This window comes from Amycolatopsis roodepoortensis (assembly GCF_024628825.1).
Lineage (GTDB): Bacteria > Actinomycetota > Actinomycetes > Mycobacteriales > Pseudonocardiaceae > Amycolatopsis > Amycolatopsis roodepoortensis.
Map to the genome: position 1 here is coordinate 4,940,760 of NZ_CP102415.1, position 21,876 is coordinate 4,962,635.

Genomic DNA, 21,876 nt, shown 5'->3' on the forward strand with positions numbered 1-21,876 from the left:
CATCTCCCCTTGCCGCGTCCGCGCGTTCCCCTCCCCGCATGGTGCCTACCAAGCGTCACCGACGGGCCCGCGCGGGGACACACCTTTTCGTCCCAGCGAAAACACGCCGTCTCACGCGCCGGTGTCTCCGCAGGTCGGAGACGGGTTTCCGTCCCACCCTCCCGGATTGGGCCGAATGGCTTGTCCCGGCCCGCCCGGCACGTTTGAGTTACCGGCGGAGAAGGAAATGCCGTCTTGAGGGGGACGAGGCATGACTTTGCGCATGATCTTCGATCGAAAGGACCTCCAGGGGATCCGAATAGCCGAAGCACCCGACCCGCTGTGGGAGCTGGTCCTCGGTTCGCATCAGCTGAGAGAGGACCGCCCGTCGGCCTGGCGGCAGCAGGTCCGGCTGAATGTGCGCCGGCACGAAGGAGCGGCGCGAGCGCTGAAGACGCTGTTCACCCTGGTTCCGCCGAAGGGGAACTTTCCCGACTTCCTGACCCCGCCCACCACGGCGGGTTCCTTCGAAAGCGGGCTCGAGGCGGTGGCGTGCACGCCTCGCGGGCGGTTGCGCGCCGACCTCCGGACCGTGTTCACCGGCGCCGCGCCACCCTGGGTGAAACGGCTCGCCGACGGCGATCGCGAAGAGGTCGGCGGAGTCGTCGGCGCGCTGCGGGACGCGTACGGGCTGGTCATCGAGCCGTTCTGGCACAGCATGCGCGAGACCGTCGCCGCCGACCGGGCCCGCCGGGTCCGCACGCTCGCCACCGAGGGCGCGGGCGCGATGATGCGCGGTATCCCCGGCGTCCGCGGCTGGGACGGCGAGGTGCTGGAGATCGCGTACCCGCGGGAGCGGACCGTCCATCTCGACGGCCGGGGGCTGACCTTGATCCCGAGCCGGTTCTGCGCGAACACCCCGGTCACGTTCATCGATCCGGCGCTGCCGCCGGTGCTGCTCTACCCGGCAAGGGCGGCAGGCGCCCACCCGGCGGCCGTGTCGCCCGAACTGGTGGCGCTCCTCGGCAGGACCCGCGCCGAAAGCCTCGGCGCGCTGCGTGTCCCGCGCACGACCAGCAAGCTGGCCTCCTGTCTCGGCACCTCGATCGGCACGGCGAGCAAACAGGCCGCCGTGCTGCGCGAAGCGGGCCTCGTCGCCAGCGACCGGCAGGGCAGCGCCATCCTGCACCACCTCACCCGGCTCGGCAGGGCACTGCTCACCGGGGACTCCGTTCCCTGACGCCGCGTTTCGTCCTCCAGAGGACTACTTGCGTTCGTCGAGGGGACGCGCGTTGAGATGGTCCGCGAGCAGCTTCCGGGCGATCTCTTCCGGATCCTCTTCGGGCGGGAGCGGCGGAGGCGGCGGCGCTGGGCTCGCGTCCTCGTTGTAGAGGTCCTCGTCCTCCTCGACCGGCTCGGGCGGGAGCGGGATGTCCGGCTCGGACGTCGTCACCTTCGGCCGTTGGGGCTCCGGCTTCGGCGCGGGAGGCGCCGGAGGGGCGCTGGGCGCTTCGGCGGACCGGCGGGTGAAGGATCGCTCGGGCGCGGGTGGCGGCGGCGCGGCCTTCGGCGCGGCCGCCTGCCGGGCCTGCGCGGCGCCGTGGACGCATCGCACCTGCCAGTCGCCGCCGAAGACCTCCTTGAACGCGGTCGCGACACGTTCCGCGTTGTGCGGCTCCGAAAGCCGTCGAGCCAGCGGCTCGGCGCTGTGCGTGAGCGTGACGGCGCTGCCCTCGACGCTCACCACGCTCGCCTGCGTGAGCATCGCTTCGGTGCTGCGGCCGCCCGGGACCTTGCGGATCGCGGCGAGCACCTGAGGCCAGCGGCCACGGATCCCGTCCACGTCGGATGCGGGCGCTGCGCCACCGGAAGCCGCGGCCGGAGCGGGAGCAGCCGGAGCGGGCGGACGTTGCGGAGCGGGCCGCTCGGCGACCGGCTCGGGCCGTGCGGCGGGCTGGGGAGCCGGTGCGGCCTGCTGCGCCGGAGGCGCCTGCTGGGCGGGCGCCGCGGCACGTTGCGACGGCCGCTGGAACTCCCGCACGGGCTCGCCCGCCGGAGCGACCGGAGCGGACGGCGCCACCGGAGCGGCTTGAGCGGACGGCGCCGGAGCGGCGGCGACGGGCGCCGGACCCGAAGCGGCACGGCGTTCGAGCCGTTCGAGCCGGGCGAGCAGCGCGTCGGTGCCCTCGGCGACCGATGGCAGCAGCATCCGGGCCGTCAGCAGTTCCAGCACCAGCCGCGGCGAGGTCGCGCCCCGCATCTCCAGGAGTCCATTGTGGACGATGTCGGCATAGCGCGAGAGCGTGGCGGGCTCCAGTTTGCCCGCCTGCTCCTTCATCTTCTTGAGTTCGTCGTCCGGCGCGGAGACCAGGCCGCGCTCACCCGCGTCCGGCACCGAACGCAGCATCACCAGGTCACGCAGGCGGTCGAGCAGGTCGGTGGCGAACCGGCGCGGGTCGTGCCCGGCCTCGGCGAGCCGCTCAACGGTGCCGAACACGCCGGCGGCGTCGTCCGCGGCCAGCGCGTCGACCATGCCGTCGATGAGCGCGACGTCGGTGACACCCAGCAGCGACACGGCGCGCGAGTAGTCGACGCCGTCCGGCCCGGCCCCCGCCAGCAGCTGGTCCAGGACCGACTGCGTGTCCCGCGCGGAGCCCCCGCCCGCGCGGATGACCAGCGGATACACCGCGGGCTCGACCTTCGCGCCCTCGGCGGCGACGTTGCGTTCCAGTAGCTCGCGCATGGAACTGGGCGGGATCAGGCGGAAGGGGTAGTGGTGCGTCCGCGACCGGATGGTGGGGAGCACCTTGTCCGGTTCGGTGGTCGCGAAGATGAAGATCAGGTGCTCCGGCGGCTCTTCCACGATCTTCAGCAGGGCGTTGAAGCCCTGCGTGGTGACCATGTGCGCCTCGTCGATGATGAAGACGCGATAGCGCGAGTCCGCCGGGGCGTAGAAGGCCCTGTCGCGCAGCTCGCGGGCGTCGTCGACACCACCGTGGCTGGCGGCGTCGAGCTCGGTGACGTCGACGCTGCCGGGGCCTTCGGGCGCGAGGTTGCGGCACGAGTTGCACTCGCCGCACGGATCCGGCGTCGGGCCCTTCGCGCAGTTCAGCGACCGCGCCATGATGCGGGCGCTGGACGTCTTGCCGCAGCCGCGCGGGCCGGAGAAGAGGTAGGCGTGGTTGATGCGACCGGCGGCCAGCGCCGTGCGCAGCGGATCGGTCACATGCTCCTGCCCGACGACCTCGGCGAAGGTAGCCGGACGGTACTTTCGGTATAGAGCTAGAGCCACGCGGCGAGACTACCGGGAGGGCCCGACAGGTGAGACCGGCACCGACCCCCGGCAGGTATCCGGTGCGCTTCGGCACCGCCGAACTGCTCCAGGACGCCGACCGCCCCAACGCCTGGCTGATCTCGGTCGACGGCGTCGCCCAGTCGCATGTCAACCTCGACGATCCCGAGGATCTCGAATTCGACTACATCCGCCGCATCGCCGACGTCGTCGACTGTCTCGGCGAAGGCCCGCTCGACGCGCTTCACGTCGGTGGGGCGGCCTGCACCCTCCCGCGCTACATCGCCACGGCACGGCCGCGCTCGCGGCAGCTGGTCTTCGACGCCGACGGCGAACTCGTGGCGCTCGTCCGGGAGCAACTGGGCCTGAAAGGGTTGAAGGTCCGCGTCGGGGACGGCCGCGAAGGTGTCTCCGGCAGGTACGACGCTTCGGCCGACCTGGTCATCGTGGACGCTTTCGAACGTGGAGTGCTCGCCGGCGGGCTCGCGACCGTCGAATTCACGAGCGAGGTCGCGCGGGTCCTCCGCCCGGCCGGGGCCTACGTCGCCAACGTCTCCGACGGGCCGAACCTGCCGTTCCTCCGCCGGTTCCTGGCGACACTGGCGACTTCGTTCCCCCACCTGGCGATCCTGGCCGAGCCGGGCGTCCTCCGGGGCCGCCGCTTCGGGAACATCGTGGTCGCCGCTTCCCGCGTCGAACTCCCGGTGACCGAGATGACCCGCCGGGCGGCTTCCTCGGCGTACCCGGCGCGCTGCGTCGCGGGAGAAGACCTGCGGCAGCTCCAGGGCAAGGCGCGCCCCATCGCCGACGCGGAAGCCCTGCCGTCGCCTGTGCCGCCGAAAGATGTCTTCGGGATCTTCTAGCCCCCCCAAAAAAAGGGGATCCCGCGCACCCGTCAGAGCTTGCTTATCCTTGCTGCCTTCCGGCCCTGGGGAGGTTCACAAGATGGACGCCGCGCGGGATCCGGGGACCAGTGTAGTCACTCCCGTCCCGGCATGGAGGACAGTGGGGGGTATGAACACTCCGACCTGGGCAGATGTCCGCAAGGCCGCCGAGGCCGTCCACCCGTTCGTGCGACACACGCCGCTGCTGCGCGCCGAGGTCGACGGGCGGCCGCTGGTCCTCAAACTGGAGCATCTGCAGCGGAGCGGATCGTTCAAACTGCGGGGCGCAGTGAACGCGCTGGTGAGTGGTCCGTTGCCGGAGCGAGTGCTGACGGCGTCCGGCGGCAACCACGGGCTGGGCGTGGCGACGGCGGCTTCGCTGCTGGGTCTGCCCGCGACGGTGTACGTGCCGGAGTCGGCTCCGCTGGCGAAGACGGCACGGATCGAAGCGGCCGGCGCCAAGCTGATCCGCCACGGAGCGACGTACGCGGAGGCGGCCGCGAAGGCGCTCGAAGCCGCTTCTGAGCCGGGTACGCGGTATCTGCACGCGTACGACGACCCCGCCGTCGTCGCCGGTCAGGGCACCGTGGCGGCCGAAGTGGTCCAGGACGCGCCGGACGTCGACGCGTTCTTGGTCGCGGTCGGCGGTGGCGGGTTGGTCGCCGGGACGTCGCTGTCCGGGGTGCCCACGTTCGCCGTCGAGCCGGAGCGGTGCCGCGCGCTCGGCGCGGCGTTGGAGGCGGGCGAGCCGGTGGACGTGGAGATCGACTCGGTGGCCGCGTCCGCGCTGGGCGCGACCAGGATCGGGCACGTCCCGTTCGCCGTGCTCCGCGATCGCGTGACGTCCGTGCTGGTCAGCGACTCGGAACTGCTCGCCGCGCGCGACCGGCTCTGGGACGAGTTCCGCCTCGCGGTCGAGCCGGCGGCCGCGGTCCCGTTCGCCGCGTGGCTGGCGGGACGCACCGAGGGCGAGCTTCCCTGCGTCGTGCTGTGCGGCGCTAACAGTGACTGGACGCCCTGAGCACGACCCGGAATGCCGTCCGCCCGGGACGGCTCGTGACCCCGACCTGCCCGCCGTGCGCGGCGACGACCGCCGCGACGATGGCCAGCCCCAGTCCGGTGCTGCCGGCGGCCCGCGATCGCGAGTCGTCACCGCGGGCGAAACGTTCGAAGACCTCCGGGAGGATCTCCGGCGGGATCCCCGGGCCACCGTCGACAATGGACAGTGTCACCGTCGAGTCCACTATGGACAAAGAGGTGGTGACCTCGGTCCCCGCCGGGGTGTGCGTGCGCGCGTTGCCGAGGAGGTTGATCACCACCTGGTGCAGCTGATCCGCGTCGCCGAGGACGGTGATCGGCTCCGGCGGGACCTCCAGGAGCCATTTGTGCTCCGGCCCGGCGACATGCGCGTCGGCGACCGCGTCCGCGACCAGCCGGGAGAGATCGACCGGCTGGTGCACCACCGGACGTCCGGAGTCGAGCCTGGCGAGCAGCAGCAGATCCTCGACCAGGCCGGTCATCCTCGTCGATTCCGATTCGACCCGGCCCATCGCGAACGCGATGTCCGGCGGCACCTCGGAGCCGGAGCGCCGGGTGAGCTCCGCGTAGCCACGGATGGCCGCGAGCGGCGTCCGGAGTTCGTGGCTGGCGTCCGCGACGAAGCGGCGCACCCGGCTTTCGCTTGCCTGGCGGGCGGAAAGCGCGTTCGAGATGTGGCCGAGCATGCGGTTGAGCGCGAACCCGACCTTCCCCACCTCGGTCCGCGGATCGGTGTCCACTTCGGACACTCGCTCGGACAGGGCGACCTCGCCGCGGTCGAGCGGGAGTTCGGCGACCCTGGTCGCGGTGGCGGCCAGGCGGTCGAGGGGTTTCATGGTGCGCCGCACGGTCACCGCGCCGAGCGCGCCGGCCAGCAGGATGCCGACGACGGCGACCCCGCCGAAGATGAAACCGAGGTTCCACAGGGTGTCCGTGACGTCCTTTGTGGGCAGTCCGGTGATCGCGATACCGCCGTTGGCCGCCTGTTTGGCGATCACGCGGTACTCCCCGAGCGACCCGAGGTCGACGTCGGTGGGCCGGTCGCTCGGCGTCGACCGCAGCAGGGCGGAGAGCTGGGCCGGGCCGAGCGGGTCGTGGGGAAACGGGTCCGCGACCTTCGCGTCGTAACTGGACCGCAGCACCGCCGCGACCACCCGGCCGTCCGGGAGGATGTTCACGAACAGCGAACCGGTGCTCTGGCCGTACGCGCGCAGGCCTTCGGGCACCCGTTCCCCGCCGGGACGGCCCGGTGGCGGCGGACGGCTGGCGCGTTCGCTGGTCTCGGCGACCCGCGCGTCGAGCTGGTCGATCAGGAAGTCCCGCAGGGCCAGTTCGGTCACCACGCCCACCACCAGGCAGACGAGCGCGAGCAGCCCCGCGACCTGCGCGATCAGCCGCCGCCGCAGGGACCACGGCCGCCTACCCCGCGGGTTTGAGGACATACCCGGCGCCGCGCATCGTGTGGATCATCGGCTCCCTGTCGGCGTCGATCTTCTTGCGGAGATAGGAAATGTACAGCTCGACGATGTTGGCCTGGCCGCCGAAGTCGTAGCTCCACACGCGGTCGAGGATCTGTGCCTTGGACAGCACGCGTTTGGGATTGCGCATGAGATAGCGCAGCAGTTCGAACTCGGTCGCGGTCAGCGGCACCAGATCGCCGCCGCGGTGCACTTCGCGGCTGTCCTCGTCCAGGGTCAGGTCACCGACGACCAGCATCGATCCGCTCGGCCCGGCGACACCGCCCGCGCGCCGCAGCAGCGCGCGCAGCCGCAACGCGACCTCCTCCAGGCTGAACGGTTTGGTGACGTAGTCGTCGCCGCCCGCGGTGAGCCCGGCGATCCGGTCCTCCACCGCGTCCTTCGCGGTCAGGAACAGCACCGGCAGGTTCGGCACCTCGGACCGCAGGCGGCGCAAGACCTCCAGCCCGCTCATATCCGGCAGCATGACGTCCAGCACCACCGCGTCCGGCCGGAATTCCCGCGCGACGCGGACGGCCTCGGTGCCGTCCGCGGCGGTGCGGATGTCCCAGCCCTCCATGCGCAGCGCCATCGACACGAGTTCGGACAGGGTCGCCTCGTCGTCGACGACCAGCACCCGCACGGGGCTGCCGTCGGCACGGCGCAGGCCGGCCTTCGCGGAACCGGACGAAGGGACGTTCACACTGGTCATGGTGCCATCGTGAGCGGCGGCGATGAGGCTTCTCTGTGTGCCGCCTGTGCGTTTCCTGTGAACGATCACCCTGCCGGGGAGGAATCACAGCGCGTGCCCACCGGTGGCACAGCTCCCGCACAGCGACGGCGCCGAGCATGGCCGCAACCGAGTACACGGAGGCGACCTGATGACCGAACCGACCCAACCCGCCGAATGGGGCGCGCCCGCCCCGGAAGGCGAGCCCAAGAAGACCTGGTCGGGCCGCAAGACCGCGATCGCGGCCGGGGCGGCGGTGGTGATCGCCGCCGGTGGCGGGGCCGCGATCTGGGCCGGGACCGCCGCCAACGGCGCCGAGCAGGGCGGGATGATGGGCGGCCCCGGCGGCGGCCGGGTGCTCATCGGTCCCGACGGGGGCATGCCGCGCGACACGCTGCACGGCGACTTCGTCGTGTCCGACGGCAACGGTGGCTACCGCACCGAGCGGACGCAGACCGGGGAGATCACCGAGATCAGCGCGACGTCCGTCAGCCTGACCAGCAAGGACGGCTACAAGCAGGTCTACACGATCGACGCGTCGACGAAGAAGACCGGTGAACCCAAGACCGGCGAGACGGTGACGGTGAACGCCAAGGTCACCGGGAGCACCGCGACGGCGACGACTATCGCCAAACCCGGGCAGAATCAGCGCGGAGGGCCGCCCGGACAGGGCCAGGACGGCCAGCGGCGCTACTGAGCCAAGACGGCGAGCAACGCGGCGGCCGTTTCGGCGGGTTCCTGTCCGGAGGTGTCGAGGACGACGCGGTCACCGGCGTCACCACGCATCCGGGCCGCCTCGGCGATCGCGCGAGCGGCCACCCGGTCCCGTACGCCGGGTGGCGCGCCGCGGAGTTCGTCGCCCGCCAGCAACGTGGACTCGCCCTCGGCCCGGCGCCGGACCCGTTCGGTGAGCGACGGTTCGTCCGCGTCGAGGTGGACGACGGTGACCGCGTCGAAGGCCCGCCGGTGCTCCGGGCGGAATTCCCGGGCCACGACGATCAGGTGCTTCGCGCCCGCGTCGCGATAGCCGCGCCAGACGGCCGACAGGAGTGCGGCTTCCAGCGCCGGATCCGGGCCGGGGTGCGCGAACCCGAGCTGCGCGAGATCGACGTACGCGAGGGGCAGGTCGCGCTCCCACAGGTCCCGGAGCGCGGCGAACGCGGCCGTCGACTTGCCGACCGCCGTCGGACCGGTCACCACGGTCACCGGTCCGGGCAGCGGCTGCCCGGGCTCCGGCGGCCGGACGCTTCCGTTGTCCACGACGCAGCGATGGAACAGCGCCTCCACGGTCTCGTCGGGGTGCTGGCCGGTCGTGTCCATCTCCTCGCCGAAACCGCCGCGGTCGTAGGCGTCCGCCACGGCGAAGAGGTCCGGCAAGGCCGCGGCGGGTGAGCCACGGCCGAGGAACCGGCTCCGGAGTTCGTCGCGATCACACGTCAGGCGGACGAGCGTGAGATCGAAGCCGTGGCCCTCGATGTACGGCTTCGCCGGGTCCACCACCCCGGACACGACGAGCTGCGCGGTGCCCCGCGCACGCAGGATTTCCAGCACGCGCAGCAGATTGGCCGCCTTGATCGCGTGCGCGGCGTCCCCGCCGCCGGGCGGCGGCCCGATCAGCCCGAGCTGGTCGATGTCGACGTACGCGACGTTGCCGCCCGCCTCCACGATCCGGCGGTACAAACCCCAGGCCGTGGTGGATTTCCCGGCGCCTGGCGCTCCGGTCGTCCAGAGCACGGGCGTCTTCGCGGTCCCCATGGCTTTCGATCTTAGGAACCCCTGTCCAGCGAAATAGGGCAGAGTTGAGCGCGTGCGGGACATCAGTGGTTCGCTGGCGAGACAGGCCTGGGCGGTCGCGGCCGTCTGCCTGGTCGCCGACGCCGGGCTGTTCCTCATCGCGGGCCCGCCGCTCTCGCTCGGCTGGACGGCGTGGGTGGTGCTGCTGGGCGGAATCCTCGCGAACGTCGCGCTCGCCGGGCCTTCGCGGTATTCCGGCTGGGTTTCGGCCGCGCACGGCGCGCTGCTCACCGCCGCGCCGCTCCTGCTGTACCCGTACGACCATTACCTGCAGGCCACCAACGCGGGCGTGCTGATCGCCGGATACCGCGCGGGTGCCTGGCTTTCGGCCAAACCCGCGCTGGCGGCACTGGCGGCGATGCTCGCCGGGCTCTTCGCCTGCAACATCATCCCGGTCGACCGGGCCGACCGGGACTGGCGGCTGCTGCTCATCGACGTCGGCGTGAGCGGGCTGCTCCCGTGGATGGTCGGCCGGTACACGACCGCGCGGCGCGCGTACATCGCCGACCTCCAGCGAGCGGAGGAACAACGGCAGCAGCACGAAGCCGAAGCGGTCCGCCGGGCCGTCGCCGAAGAACGCACGACGATCGCCCGCGACCTGCACGACGTGATCTCCCATCACGTCAGCGCGATCGGCGTGCACGCGGGCGCCGCGCGGCTCGGGCTGCCGGACGGCGAACCGGCCGTGCGGCGTTCGCTCTCGGCGGTCGAATCGTCGAGCCGGGCCGCGATGGCCGATCTGCGACGTCTGCTGGATCTGTTGCACGGCAAGGAGAACGGCGACGCGCAGCGGCAACCGGGGCTGGACAACCTCGACGAGCTGCTCGACAACCTCCGCACCGCCGGTCTGCCCGCGCGGCTGACGAGCCACGGCGGGCCGCGGGAACTCCCCGGTTCGGTGGACATCGCGTTGTACCGCATCGCGCAGGAGGCGCTGACGAACGCGCTCCGGCACGGCTCCGGCGGGATCGTCGAGATCGATCTCGCCTACCGGCAGACGGAGGTGGTCATCACGATCACGAACGAGATCGGCCGCGCGAACACGGCGGCCGAATCGACGAAACGCGGCCTCGCCGGCATCCGGCAACGGGTCGCGTTGTTCGGCGGGCACGCGGAATGCGGACCGCTCGACGACGGCCGGAACTGGCGGGTCCGCGTCGGTTTTCCTTTGGAGGCACAGTGATCCGGGTTCTGCTCGCCGACGACCACGCGATGTTCCGGTCCGGGATGCGCGCGGTACTGGACACCCAGGCGGACTTCGAATGCGTCGGCGAGGCGGCGGATGGACGCGATGCCGTCGCACAAGCGGCCTCGCTGCGCCCGGACGTCGCCGTGCTCGACGTCCGGATGCCCAAATTGGACGGTCTGGCCGCGACCGAGGCGATCATGTCCGCGCCCGGGAACGACACCCGCGTCCTCGTGCTGACGACCTACGACTCGGACGAGTACGTCTACCGCGCGCTTCGGGCTGGCGCGAGCGGGTTCCTGCTGAAGAGCCTCGCCCCGGAAGAGCTCGTCTCCGCCATGCGGGTGGCCGCGCGCGGCGACGCGCTGATCGACCCGACGGTGACCCGGCGGCTGGTGTCGACCTTCGCCACCAGCATCGAACCCGCGGCCGCCGAACCGGCGGAACTGGAACGGCTCACTTCCCGCGAACGCGAAGTCCTCCTGCTCGTCGCCGACGCCTCCAGCAACGCGGAGATCGCCGCGCATCTGCACGTCGGCGAAGAGACGGTGAAGACCCACGTGTCCCGGATCCTGGCGAAGCTCGGGCTGCGGGACAGGGTGCACGCCGTCGTCTACGCCTACCGGAACGGTCTCGTCGGCGGACGGTGATCGGTTCGCCGGACGGGGCTCCCGGTGCCAGAATCGCCGCAGGGCACGTCGAGGCGGGGAGCTGTGGATGAAACGCTGGGTCACGCTCACGGTCGGGTTGGTCTTCCTGCTGGTCGGCGGCGTCTGGGTGCTCCAGGGCGCCGGGGTGCTGACCGGCAGCTTCATGACCGGGCAGAAACTGTGGTTCCTGATCGGGCTGGTCGCGTTCCTGATCGGGGTGGTGCTGGTGGCCGCCACCGCCCGCCGACCGCGACGGGCACCCACTGACGACTGACCCCTCTCCTCTCCTCTCCTCTCCTCTCCTCTCCTCCTCTCCTCTCCTCCTCCTCTCCTCTCCGCTCCCCTCCGCTCCCCTCCTCCTCTCCTTACCGTTTCCGGCTTCCGGACTCCTCCGGCCGCCGCCCCCGCCGCCGACGCGTGCCCAGCCGACCGACCCTCGTGCCTGGATGGCCGACACCCGTGATCGGCGGGACGGCTCGCGTGACTGGACGGACGACACGCGTGTTCAGCGGACGACACCCTTGCTCGGCCGACCACGGTTGCGTCGTCCTCCTGAACACACGAGTTACGCCCCCAACCACGCGACTTCCGCCTCCGATCACGCGAGTTACGCCCTCAATCACGCGAGTTACGGCTCCGATCACGCGAGCCGTCCGTCTGATCACGCATGTCGTCCGTCTGATCACGCGTGTCGGCCATCCAGTCACGCGAGCCGTCCTGTCAATCACGCGAGTCGGCTGGCTGGGCACGCGTCGGCGGCAGGCAGTCGGCGCAGAATTGAAGACGCGACGCAGGTGATCGGAGCGGTGACTCCCGTGATCGGGGTCGTAACCCACGTGGTTGAAGGCGTAACTCACGTGATTGGGGTCGCGACTCGCGTGTTTGAAGGCGTAACTCGCGTGATTGAGGACGTGACTCACGTGCGTGGGCGCGTAGCTCGCGTGAGTGGGGGCGGAACTCGCGTGAGTGGGGACGTAACTCGCGTGGCTTGGGTGGGTGGGGGCGGGACGTGGGTGGGGGGGTGTGACGGGGTGAAGGGGCGTGGGTCGCGAGGTCAGGCGAGTTTGAAGATCGGGTAGCCAGTCGCGATCTCCAGCAGTTTCTCGTCGGACGCCTTCGCGTCGACACCGTCGAAGAAAACACCGACCTCGAACTTCCAGCGCTTGAGGTACGCGCGCAGGATTTCGGGCTTCTCGGCGTCGGCGAGTTCGGTGTAGGTGAACGTCTCGGTGCGCCGCCCGACGCTGAGCTGGCCTTCACCGGCGACGCGCAGGTTGCGCACCCACTGCGTGACACCACGCGGCGCGACCAGGTAGCGCTCGCCGTCCAGCTTCAGCAGGTTGACCGGGACCGAGCGCAGTTCGCCGCTCTTGCGGCCGCGGACCGAGAGCACCCGGCTCCCCAGGACGCTGACGCCCAGCCTCGTCAGCTTGAGCACGAATTCGTTGAACGCGCTGGTCGCCTTCGCCGGCTTGAGATAGCGGGCGGCATTGCCGACAGCCTTGTCGGAAGCGGTGGGGGCGGCGGAAGCGGCGGTGGTCATCTCGTCTCCTCGAGGTCTACGAGAGCAGTGCTCTCTGTTAAGAGCAGTGAACACCGGAGCAGTGCATCGTGTCAAGAGCAGTGCTCTCGTTTAAGTGCGATGCTCTATGGTGAGAGCATGGCCGCCACCCAGACCGCGCGCGAACGCGCCCGCGCCGAGCTCACCCGCGAGATCAAGGACGAAGCCCGCCGCCAGCTCGCCGAGGTCGGCGCGCTCGGCCTGTCGCTCCGCGCGGTGGCGCGAGAGCTGGGCATGGTCTCGTCCGCGCTCTACCGATACTTCTCCAGCCGCGAAGAGCTGCTGACCGCCCTGATCGTCGACGCCTACAACGCCGTCGGCGAAGCCGCGGAGGCGGCAGACGACCCGAAGAAGACCTCACTGGAGCGCTGGGAGTCGATCTGGCACGCGGTCCGCGCCTGGGCGAAGGCGCACCCGCACGAGTACGCGCTGATCTACGGCTCGCCGATCCCCGGCTACCAAGCACCGCAGGACACCGTGGCCCCGGCCGGACGGGTGGCGTTCGCGCTGGTCGCCGTCCTGCGCGACTCGAACCTCCGAGTCGAGACGGAGGTCGGCGAGATGCCCGTCGCGCTCCTGAACCAGCTCGACGCCCTCACCGGGATCCTCAAGATCAACCTGGCCCCCGAGACCGCCTCCCGGCTGATCATGGCCTGGACGCAGCTGTTCGGGATGATCAACTTCGAGCTGTTCGGTCAGTACGTCGGCTCGGTGGACCCGGCGGACGACTTCTTCGCGCACGGGATCCGGCAGATGGCCGAGTTCACCGGGATCAAGATGACCGGCTGAGCGCGGTCCACGACCGCATCAGCAGCTGGACGGCGTCCACCACGTCCTCGTCGCCGGTCCCCTCCGGGCTGAGGAAGCGCTGCAACAGGAGACCGTCCTCGAGCGCGTGCAGGATCAGCGCGAGAAAGGCCGGGTCGGCGGGCGGTTCCACGCCGCGCGCGGCGAGTTCGGTCCGGACCGAGGTCTCCAGCAGCGCCCTTGTCGACTTCTCGCCTTCGCCGACCAGCGGGCGCGCGTCGGGATTCCGCAGCGCGTACAGCGCCAGCTCGGTGCGCAGCGTCAGCCAGCCGGCGAGGTGTTCGGCGCGCTCGACGTTCCACGCGCGCAGCCGGTCCATCATCTCGGCGAAGGAGCCGACGCCGTCTCGCAGCGCCGCGACCTCCTCGGCCTCGCGCTGGGTCCGGCGACGCAGCAGCTCGACGACCAGCTCGTGCTTGCCGTCGAAGTTGCCGTAGAAGGCGCCGCGGGTGAATCCGGCCCGTTCGGCGATCTGCTCGACGGAAGTGCCGTTTACCCCGCGTTCGGAGAACAGCTCGGCGGCCGCCGCGAGCAGGCGCTGCCTGGTCTGCTCGCGGCTTTCTTCCCGCGTCAAGCGTTTCGCCGTCACACGGCGATCTTAGAGTTCGGCGTTCGCCTTCCGGCCGGTCAGCCACACCCCGCCCGCGAGGACGGCGGCGGCGACCACGACGGCCAGCGCGGTGAGCGACCACAACGCCTGGCTCGCCAGGAAAGCGGCGACGGCGCCGAAGAGAACGGCGACGAGGAGCAACGGCGTGGTCCGGACGGCTGCGGCGGCGGGGACGGTGGCCATGGGAGCTTTCCCTTCGGGGTGGGGCGCGGAACACTCGGTTTTCGCGGAGGAGACCGCGCCGGGCAGGCGGCCTTACGCCGAGCAGGGTGCGGATCACCCTTCCGGGCGAGATATCGGCGTGGCGGCTAGCGTCACGAGCGGAACGACTTCGAGGGAAAGGCGGCTCGCGGTGGAGAAGTGGGCGGAGCAGGTCGGCAGGATCCGGGTCATCGGAACCGGGGTGATGGGCCGGGGCATCGTCCAGCTCGCCGTGACGGCGGGGCTCGAGGTCGAGCTCGCCGACGCCCGGCCCGACGCGGTCGGCGAGGCCATCGAGCACGTCGGCGCGATGCTCGGCAAGCTCGCCGCGAAGGGCAAGATCAGCGAGGAAGCCGCCGAGTCTGCCCGGGGCAGGCTGATCGCGGCCGAGGGCCCGCTGGCCCCCGCCGACGGCGTCCACCTGGTCGTCGAGGCGGTGCGCGAGGACCTGGAGATCAAACGCACGCTGTTCGCCGAACTGGAGCGCGTATGCGGACCGGACACGGTGTTCGCCACCAACACCAGCTCGCTGTCGGTGACCGAGATCGGGGCCGCGCTGACCGATCCCGGCCGGTTGCTCGGCCTCCACTTCTTCAACCCGGTCCCGCTGATGCGGCTGGTCGAGGTCGTGCCCGGCGCTCGGACCGCCGCCTGGCTGCCGCCCGCCGTGACCGAACTCGTCCGCGGCTGGGGACACGAACCCGTCCTCGCCCGCGACGCGCCGGGCTTCCTGGTCAACCACGCCGGCCGCGGACTGGGCACGGAGGCACTGCAGATCCTCGCCGAAGGAATCGCGAGCCCGGCCGAGGTGGACCGCATCGCCCGTGACGTGCTCGGCCTGAAACTCGGCCCGTTCGAGCTGCTCGACCTCACCGGGCTCGACGTCTCGCACGCCGTGCTCGAAAGCATCTGGAGCGGTTTCCACGGCGAACCGCGGCTGCGGCCGTCGTGGCTGACGCGCCCCCGCGTCGCCGCCGGGCTGTTCGGGCGCAAGAACGGCGAAGGCTTCTACTCCTATGTCGACGGACAGCAGCAGGTCGAGCCGGAACCGGCCGCGCCGGAGGCCCCCTCCACGCCGGTGTGGGTCGACGACGAACGGCTCGGCACGCTGCTCTCTTCGGCGGGCATCCAGGTCGTGCACTCCGCCTACCCGGACACCGTCCTGATCGTCAGCCCGATCGGTTCGTCCACTGTGGACACCGCGCGCGCGGCAGGCCTCCCGGCGGAGCGGGTCGTCGGCGTCGACCCGCTCGGCGGCTACGGGAAACGCCTGACTCTTTCGGTCCACCCCGCGCTCGACCCGGCCGCCGGCCGCACCGCCTGGGGCGCGCTCGCCGCGACCGGCCTGCCGGTGACCGTGGTCCGCGACGGTCCCGCCCCGATCGCGCAGCGGCTGCTGGCGTCGATCGTCAACACCGCCTGCTTCATCGCCGGGCAGCGGCTCGCGACACCGGAGGACATCGACACCGCCGTCCGGCTCGGCCTCGGCTACCCGCGCGGACCGCTGACCTGGGGCGACGAAACGGGTGCCGAGCTCGTGCTGCGGGTCCTGCGCGGGCTCGTCGCGAGCACCGGCGACCAGCGCTACCGGCCGAGCGCCTGGCTCACCGAACGCGTCGCGCTCGGCCTGCCGCTCGCCTCGACCGGAACCACCCCCGCCGATCTGCTCCGCTGAGACGCGGAAGCGTGAAGGCCCATCCGAGTGAAGGGGCCTTCACGCACGGATCACCAGCGGCGGTCGGTCACCGCGCCCGTGGTGCCGTTCCAGAACACGTAGCCGCCCTGGAAGTTGTTCCGCCGTCCACCGGAGACGGAGAACTCGTCGCTGGTCGGGTAGCGCAGATACGAATGCTCCCAGCCGAGCGCGGCCCAGCGCTGCCGGATCGCCCCGTAGACCCCCTGTGCGTCGGTCGACGGGGTCCAGTAGATCGAGCCGCCCTTGGTGAAGTGGTTGTACCGGCCGACGCCGTCCGGCGTGGCCGTCTCGTCGGTGGTCGGGTATCCCATCGGGCCGTGCTCCCAGCCGAGCGCCGCCCACTTGACGCGGATGCTGCCCCAGACGGCACGCGCATCCGTCTGCAGCGTGTAGTAGATCGACGCCTTCTTGCTGAAATGGTTGTATCGCGCGACACCGTCCGGCGTACCCATTTCGTCGGTGGCCGGATATCCCATCGGACCGTGCTCCCAGCCGAGCGCCGCCCACTTCCGCCGGATCATGCCGTAGACCGCGTGCGCGCCGGTTCCGACGGTGTAGTAGATCGACGCCTGCATGACGCCGGGCCAGACCGGGAAGTGGTTGTACCGGCCGACACCGTCCGGAGTGGACTGCTCGTCGGTCGCGGGCGGGCCGAACTTCACGTGCCCGCCGGCGGCGAGGTACATCTTGAGGATCTCGCCCTCGATCTGCCGCACGCCCGTTTCCTTCGACCAGTACAGCCGTCCGCGCTCGTAGGCGCGGAAGCGGACCGTGCCGTCGACGGCCTCGGGCGCGGTCGGCGCGCCGAGCCGTTGCGCCAGCGCGGGTTCGTCGCGGTAGCGCTTGTCGATCGGGGTGCTGTAGTTCGCCGTGATCGTCTGGTCGGCGGCACCCATGGTGATGGTGGTCAGCCGGTCGGCGACCCCGGTGGACCAGCCGGTGAAAGTCGACGCGCCGTCCGAAGCGACCTCGGCCGCCTGGATCTCCACGGTCGCGCCTTCGACCACCATCGCCGACGCCGCCCCGCCTTCCGCGGTGATGCCGAGCGCCGCGGCGACGTTGCCGGTGAGGGTCAGCCGGTGCTCGCGAGGCTTCGCGACGTAGGTCTTCGAGACCGTGACCCCGGCGCTGTCGGTCGCCGACGCGGTGAACTCCAGGTTGGAGTCCGTGTGGTCGGTGAACGGCATGGCGAACCCGGGGCCGGTGCCGCTTTCGGCCGGATGCGCGTGGCAGACCGCGTTCTCCGGGCAGTGCCGGACCAGGGTGGTCCAGGTGACCGGCAGATCGCCGTCCTCGACGTCGGTGACGGTCGCGCCGACCTCGACCTCCTCGCCGATCGCGAACAGGCTGCCACCGGGGTCGGTCATGGTCAGCTTCGGCGAGTGGTTCCCAGGCGCCACGGCGATATCCGTGCTCCCGGACGCCTGCAAGCCGTCCTTCACCGTCAGTTTGGCGGTGAACCTCTCGGTCCCGGCCGCGTAGGTGTGGCTGACCTTCTCGCCGGTGCCGGTGGTGCCGTCGCCGAAGTCCCATTCATAGGTCAGCCGGTCGCCGTCGAAGTCGTACGAACCGCTGCCGTCGAAGGAGACCGTGCGGGTTCCGGGATTCGTTTCGGAAGTGGCGACCGCGACCGGTGCCTTGTTCCCGGTGGTGTAGCTGAGCCGCCGCAGCAGGCCGGTGTAGATGTCGGCGTAGACGATGTCGCCGTTGGCCGCGGCCGAAAACTTGACCGGGCCGCCGATACCGCTGAACTTCGGCGGCGTCTCCCGCGGGCGGACGACGCGGCCCTGCGTGTCGTACTTCGCCGTCCACAGCTTCTGCGTGGCGTAGTCGCCGAAGAAGTACGCACCACGGTATTCCTCCGGATACGACTCTCCATTGTAGACAATGCCGCCGGTGACGCTATTGCCGTTGTCGGGGCCCTGTCCGTGCGGGATCGCCAGCATCGGCGGGGTGTTCACGACCGAAGCGCACCGTGGCATCGCGGAGTAACCGTCGGTCGGCTGGTTTCCCTCGAAACACGGCCAGCCGTGGTTCGCGCCCTTCTGGACGAAGCCGACCTCTTCCCACGTGCCCCAGCCGACGTCGCCGACCACAGGGAGACCGGTGCTCGCGTCGATGCTGAACCGGAACGGGCTGCGGAAACCGGTCGCGAAAACCTTGGAGCGCACGGAATCCGGGTTCGCGGCGGTGTAGTACGGGTTGTCCGGAACACCGGCGCCGTCGGCGGTGACGTGGAAGATCTTGCCGTAGATCGTGTCGAGGTCGTACACGTTGAGCGCGAACGGATCCGCCGCGCCCTGGAAGCGAGCGCTGTCGCCGATCGAGACCCACACCGTGCCGTCGGGGGCGGCGACGACCCCGGTGATGCCGTGGACGTCGGTGTTTCCGGGGCCTTCGATCAGGATCTTCTCCCCGGTCAACCCGGTCGGTTCCGCGGTGCCGGACACCGTCCAGCTCGACGCCCGCAGGACGAACCCGCCACCGGCCTGATTCACCGCACGCGCCGTGTAGATCTTGCGCGAGGTGGCGAAGTCGGGCGCGACCGCGATACCGGTCAGGCCCAGGTCACTGGCGGTCCGGACGTCGCTCAGGTTCGCGATCTCCCTGATCTGGCCGGTGGTGGACACCCACGCGACCTTGCCCGCCTTCCCGGTGGTCAGGATCGAGCCGTCGGGCAGGTAGGCGAAGTCGGTCAGGTCGTACGGCGCCTGCCCGCTCTGCTGGTCACGCAGGACGAAGCCGGGCGGCAACAGCGGCGCCGCGGACGCCGAAGTGGACGTCGACGGCACCAGCAAGGTCGCCAGCAGCACCACCGCGACGGCTTGGCAGAGCGCGCGGAATCTCGAAGGCATGCGTGGGCCCCTTTCCCCAGTCGAACATCCCATCGACCGGGCCCACCTGGACATTTCACTCTTTCGAGTGGCTTGATTGAACCGTAATCACCACCGTCGGTCGATCACCTGGCCCGTGCTCCGGTTCCAGGTGACGTAACCGCCCTGGAAGTTGTTCCGCCGTCCGATGGGGATGCCGAATTCGTCCGTCGTCGGGTAGCGCAGGTACGACCGCTCCCAGCCGAGCGCCGCCCAGCGCTGCCGGATCGCCCCGTAGACCCCCTGCGCGCCGGTCGATGGCGTCCAATAGATCGAACCGCCTTTGGTGAAGTCGTTGAAGCGGCCGACACCGTCCGGCGTGCCCGACTCGTCGGTGGTCGGGTAGCCCATCGGCCCGTGCTCCCAGCCGAGCGCCGCCCAGCGCTGCCGGATCGCCCCGTAGATCCCGTGCGCGTCGGTCGACGGCGTCCAGTAGATCGACCCCCCCTTGGTGAAGTGGTTGTACCGGCCGATACCGTCCGGCGTGGCCGTCTCGTCGGTGGTCGGGTATCCCATCGGACCGTGCTCCCAGCCGAGCGCGGCCCACTTGACCCGGATCCGACCCCAGACCGCACGCGCGTCCGTCTGCAGCGTGTAGTAGATCGACGCGTTCTTGCTGAAATGGTTGTAGCGGGCGACACCGTCCGGCGTACCCATTTCGTCAGTCGTCGGGTACCCCATCGGCCCGTGCTCCCACCCGAGCGCCGCCCACTTGACCCTGATCCGTCCGTACACCGCGTGCGCGCCGGTCGACGGGGTCCAGTAGATCGACGACAGCCCCGGGCCCGGACGGTACGGGAAGTGGTTGTACCGGCCGACGCCGTCCGGCGTGGCGGTCTCGTCGGTCGCGGGCGGCCCGAACGTCCGGTGCCCGCCCAGCGCGAGATACCGCGCCAGGATGTCGCCCTCGATCTGCTTCACTCCGGTCTCGGCGCTCCAGTAGAGCCTGCCGTTCGCATACGGCCGGTAGCGCACGGGCCCGTCGGCGACCTCGGGCCCGGTGGGCGCGCCGAGCCGTTGCCGCAGCGCGGGTTCCGCCTGGTAGCGCTGGTCGATCGGGGTGAGGTAGTTCGCGGTCAGGGTCAGGTCGCCCGCCGGGACGGTGACGGTCACCGTGCGCGTGGTCCTCCCGTCGGACCAGCTCGCGAACTTCGAAACGCCGTCGGCGGCGATCTCGTCCGCCACGACCTCGAACGTCGCGCCTTCGGTCACCATCGCGGTGTTGACCCCGCCTTCCGCCGGGATGCTCACCGCCGCCGGGACACTCGAGGCAAGGGACAACCGGTGTTCGCGCGGCATGGCGACGTAGGTCCTGCTCGCCGTCACGCCGGCGCTGTCGGTCACCGTCGCGGTGATCTCGATCCGGGAGTCCTGGTGCTCGGTGAAGGGCACGGTGAAAGCCGTTCCGCCGCCCGGCGAACCGGGATGCGCGTGGCAGGTCGACTCCTCCGGGCAATGGCGGATCAGCGTCGTCCACGAGACCGGCAGCGCGCCATCCTCGGCGTCCGTGGCCGCCGCCTCGACGGCGACCGGTTCCCCGACGGCGAACGTCCGCGAACCGGGATCCGTCATCGCGAGTTCCGGGGAATGGTTTCCGGGCACCACGACGACGTCGGTGCTCGCGGACGCGCCGAGCCGGTCGGTGACGGTGAGGCGCGCGGACGCCCGTTCGACCCCGGCCCCGTAGGCATGGGTCACGCGGGCACCGGTCTGGCTCGTGCCGTCGCCGAAATCCCAGTGGTACGTCAGCGGATCGCCGTCGAAATCGTAGGAACCGGCGCCGTCGAAGGTCACCGTCCTCGTCGACGGTTCGGTGCTCGACGCCGCCACCGCCACCGGTTCGGCGTTCGTCCCCGGATAGCTGAGCCGCCGCAGGTTCCCGGTGTGGATGTCGGCGAAGACGATGTCCCCGTTGGCCGCGGCCGCGAACTTGACCGGGCCGCCGACGCCGGTGAACTTCGGTGGCCGCTCGGGCGCGCGGACGAGCCTGCCCTGGCTGTCGTAGGTCATCGTCCAGATCTTCTGCGTGACGTAGTCCCCGAAGAAGAACGCGCCGCGGTATTCGTCCGGATAGGACGATCCACTGTAGACGATCCCGGCGGTGACACTGTTCCCTTCGTCGGCACCGGAACCGTGGTGGTACGCGGTGATCGGCGCCGTGTTGACCACTCCCGCGCAACCGGCGAGCCCGGAATATCCCGGCGTGGGGGCGTTTCCTTCCCAGCAGGGCCAGGCGTGGTTCGCCCCCGGCCGCACGACATCCACCTCTTCCCAGGTGTTCCAGCCGACGTCCCCGACGACCGGGAGGCCGAGTCGCGGGTCCAGGGAGAACCGGAACGGGCTGCGGAAACCGCCGGCGAAGACCTTGGAACGATTGGCGTTCGGCGCCGCGGCCGAGTAGTACGGGTTGCCGGGGACGCCGGCGCCGTCCGGGGTGACGTGCAGGATCTTGCCGTAGAGCTGATCGAGGTCGAGCGAGCGCAGCGCGCCGGGATCCACGCGGGTGAAGTCGGCGGCGTCGCCGATGGAGATCCACAAGGTCCCGTCGGGCGCCGCGACGAGCCCGCTGATGCCGTGGACCTCGTGGAACCCGGGGAGGTCGACGAGCACCCGTTCGTTCGCGAGCCCCGTCGGGACGTCCGTGCCGGTCACCGTCCAGCGCGCCACCCGCATGGTGAACCCGCCACCGGAGGTGTCGAACGACCACGTGAGGTAGATCTGGCGCGAGGTGGCGAAATCCGGTGCGACGGCCAAGCCGACGAGGCCAAGGTCGCTGTGGTCGTGGACGGGAAGGTTCGCGATCGTCCGCGCCGGACCACCGGGAGGCACCCAGGCGACCTTGCCGCTCTTGCCGGTGCTGAGCACCGAACCGTCCGGCAGATAAGCGAAATCCGTCAGATCGAAGGCGGCTTGACCACTCGGCTGGTCACGCAGCACGAAACCCGACGGCAGGGTGGGCGCCGCCGCCGCTTCCGGCGCGCCCACCCATCCAGGGAGAAGCAGGATTGAAACCGACAGTGCGGCGAACAGGCGAACGAGTACCCGGCTTCTGATCATCTGTACTTCCCTGCTTCCGGCGTGTCATGGCACGTCGCCGGAAGCGGGGAAGTCATTGCCG

18 protein-coding genes and 1 other RNA gene are annotated in these 21,876 nt (G+C 70.7%); 9 read left to right on the forward strand and 10 right to left on the reverse strand.

Features of this window, described 5'->3' with window-relative positions; genetic code table 11:
• The first annotated feature begins 262 nt into the window (after positions 1–262).
• The gene (locus NQK81_RS23465) at positions 263–1,219 is read left to right on the forward strand and encodes an ArsR/SmtB family transcription factor (protein ID WP_257483282.1); all 957 of its coding nucleotides are present in this window, start codon (positions 263–265) and stop codon (positions 1,217–1,219) included.
• A 24-nt stretch (positions 1,220–1,243) separates the two neighbouring features.
• Here NQK81_RS23465 and NQK81_RS23470 read toward each other — a convergent pair whose 3' ends face one another.
• Complete coding sequence (locus NQK81_RS23470) at positions 1,244–3,271, reverse strand: DNA polymerase III subunit gamma and tau (RefSeq protein ID WP_257483283.1); 2,028 nt, start codon at positions 3,269–3,271, stop codon at positions 1,244–1,246.
• 29 nt (positions 3,272–3,300) lie between these two features.
• On the opposite strand from NQK81_RS23470, the gene NQK81_RS23475 reads away from it, so the two are divergent.
• A complete protein-coding gene (locus tag NQK81_RS23475) occupies positions 3,301–4,134 on the forward strand; it encodes a spermidine synthase (RefSeq protein WP_257483284.1) in 834 nt (277 codons plus the stop codon).
• A gap of 10 nt (positions 4,135–4,144) precedes the next feature.
• On the opposite strand, the gene ffs is transcribed toward NQK81_RS23475, so the two are convergent.
• An RNA gene (gene ffs / locus NQK81_RS23480) (signal recognition particle sRNA small type) lies at positions 4,145–4,239 on the reverse strand.
• 46 nt (positions 4,240–4,285) lie between these two features.
• Between ffs and NQK81_RS23485 the strand changes: the two genes are divergently transcribed.
• Complete coding sequence (locus NQK81_RS23485) at positions 4,286–5,176, forward strand: serine/threonine dehydratase (protein ID WP_257483285.1); 891 nt, start codon at positions 4,286–4,288, stop codon at positions 5,174–5,176.
• Here NQK81_RS23485 and NQK81_RS23490 read toward each other — a convergent pair.
• Both NQK81_RS23490 and NQK81_RS23495 read right to left on the reverse strand, forming a co-directional pair.
• A complete protein-coding gene (locus NQK81_RS23490) occupies positions 5,154–6,635 on the reverse strand; it encodes a sensor histidine kinase (protein ID WP_257483286.1) in 1,482 nt (493 codons plus the stop codon). The genes NQK81_RS23485 and NQK81_RS23490 overlap by 23 nt on opposite strands.
• Complete coding sequence (locus NQK81_RS23495; protein ID WP_125679704.1) at positions 6,613–7,362, reverse strand: response regulator transcription factor; 750 nt, start codon at positions 7,360–7,362, stop codon at positions 6,613–6,615. The genes NQK81_RS23490 and NQK81_RS23495 overlap by 23 nt, the downstream gene beginning before the upstream one ends.
• A gap of 169 nt (positions 7,363–7,531) precedes the next feature.
• Between NQK81_RS23495 and NQK81_RS23500 the strand changes: the two genes are divergently transcribed.
• Positions 7,532–8,077 carry a hypothetical protein gene (locus NQK81_RS23500; protein WP_126737246.1) on the forward strand — a complete coding sequence of 182 codons (546 nt, stop codon included), beginning with the start codon at positions 7,532–7,534 and terminating at the stop codon, positions 8,075–8,077.
• Here NQK81_RS23500 and NQK81_RS23505 read toward each other — a convergent pair.
• A complete protein-coding gene (locus NQK81_RS23505; RefSeq protein WP_257483287.1) occupies positions 8,071–9,135 on the reverse strand; it encodes an AAA family ATPase in 1,065 nt (354 codons plus the stop codon). The genes NQK81_RS23500 and NQK81_RS23505 overlap by 7 nt on opposite strands.
• A 52-nt stretch (positions 9,136–9,187) precedes the next feature.
• Here NQK81_RS23505 and NQK81_RS23510 point away from each other — a divergent pair, with 52 nt between their 5' ends.
• From NQK81_RS23510 to NQK81_RS23520, 3 genes are all read left to right on the forward strand, one after another.
• Entirely contained in the window at positions 9,188–10,357 is a 1,170-nt protein-coding gene (locus tag NQK81_RS23510) for a sensor histidine kinase (protein WP_257483288.1), read from the forward strand.
• The gene (locus NQK81_RS23515; RefSeq protein ID WP_126737249.1) at positions 10,354–11,010 is read left to right on the forward strand and encodes a response regulator; all 657 of its coding nucleotides are present in this window, start codon (positions 10,354–10,356) and stop codon (positions 11,008–11,010) included. The genes NQK81_RS23510 and NQK81_RS23515 overlap by 4 nt, the downstream gene beginning before the upstream one ends.
• 67 nt (positions 11,011–11,077) lie before the next feature.
• Entirely contained in the window at positions 11,078–11,284 is a 207-nt protein-coding gene (locus tag NQK81_RS23520; RefSeq protein ID WP_126737250.1) for a hypothetical protein, read from the forward strand.
• 780 nt (positions 11,285–12,064) lie between these two features.
• Here NQK81_RS23520 and NQK81_RS23525 read toward each other — a convergent pair.
• The gene (locus NQK81_RS23525; protein ID WP_257483289.1) at positions 12,065–12,553 is read right to left on the reverse strand and encodes a nitroreductase/quinone reductase family protein; all 489 of its coding nucleotides are present in this window, start codon (positions 12,551–12,553) and stop codon (positions 12,065–12,067) included.
• Positions 12,554–12,670: 117 nt separating this feature from the next.
• Here NQK81_RS23525 and NQK81_RS23530 point away from each other — a divergent pair, with 117 nt between their 5' ends.
• The gene (locus NQK81_RS23530; RefSeq protein ID WP_257483290.1) at positions 12,671–13,360 is read left to right on the forward strand and encodes a TetR/AcrR family transcriptional regulator; all 690 of its coding nucleotides are present in this window, start codon (positions 12,671–12,673) and stop codon (positions 13,358–13,360) included.
• Here NQK81_RS23530 and NQK81_RS23535 read toward each other — a convergent pair.
• Both NQK81_RS23535 and NQK81_RS23540 read right to left on the reverse strand, forming a co-directional pair.
• A complete protein-coding gene (locus tag NQK81_RS23535; protein ID WP_257483291.1) occupies positions 13,344–13,967 on the reverse strand; it encodes a TetR/AcrR family transcriptional regulator in 624 nt (207 codons plus the stop codon). The genes NQK81_RS23530 and NQK81_RS23535 overlap by 17 nt on opposite strands.
• A 9-nt stretch (positions 13,968–13,976) precedes the next feature.
• Entirely contained in the window at positions 13,977–14,171 is a 195-nt protein-coding gene (locus tag NQK81_RS23540) for a hypothetical protein (protein ID WP_126737559.1), read from the reverse strand.
• A gap of 169 nt (positions 14,172–14,340) precedes the next feature.
• Here NQK81_RS23540 and NQK81_RS23545 point away from each other — a divergent pair, with 169 nt between their 5' ends.
• Complete coding sequence (locus tag NQK81_RS23545; RefSeq protein ID WP_257483292.1) at positions 14,341–15,864, forward strand: 3-hydroxyacyl-CoA dehydrogenase; 1,524 nt, start codon at positions 14,341–14,343, stop codon at positions 15,862–15,864.
• Between the two features lie 50 nt (positions 15,865–15,914).
• On the opposite strand, the gene NQK81_RS23550 is transcribed toward NQK81_RS23545, so the two are convergent.
• Together NQK81_RS23550 and NQK81_RS23555 are read right to left on the reverse strand one after the other, a co-directional pair.
• The gene (locus tag NQK81_RS23550; protein WP_257483293.1) at positions 15,915–18,740 is read right to left on the reverse strand and encodes a PQQ-dependent sugar dehydrogenase; all 2,826 of its coding nucleotides are present in this window, start codon (positions 18,738–18,740) and stop codon (positions 15,915–15,917) included.
• An 87-nt stretch (positions 18,741–18,827) separates the two neighbouring features.
• A complete protein-coding gene (locus NQK81_RS23555; protein ID WP_257483294.1) occupies positions 18,828–21,815 on the reverse strand; it encodes a PQQ-dependent sugar dehydrogenase in 2,988 nt (995 codons plus the stop codon).
• Positions 21,816–21,876 lie beyond the last annotated feature (61 nt).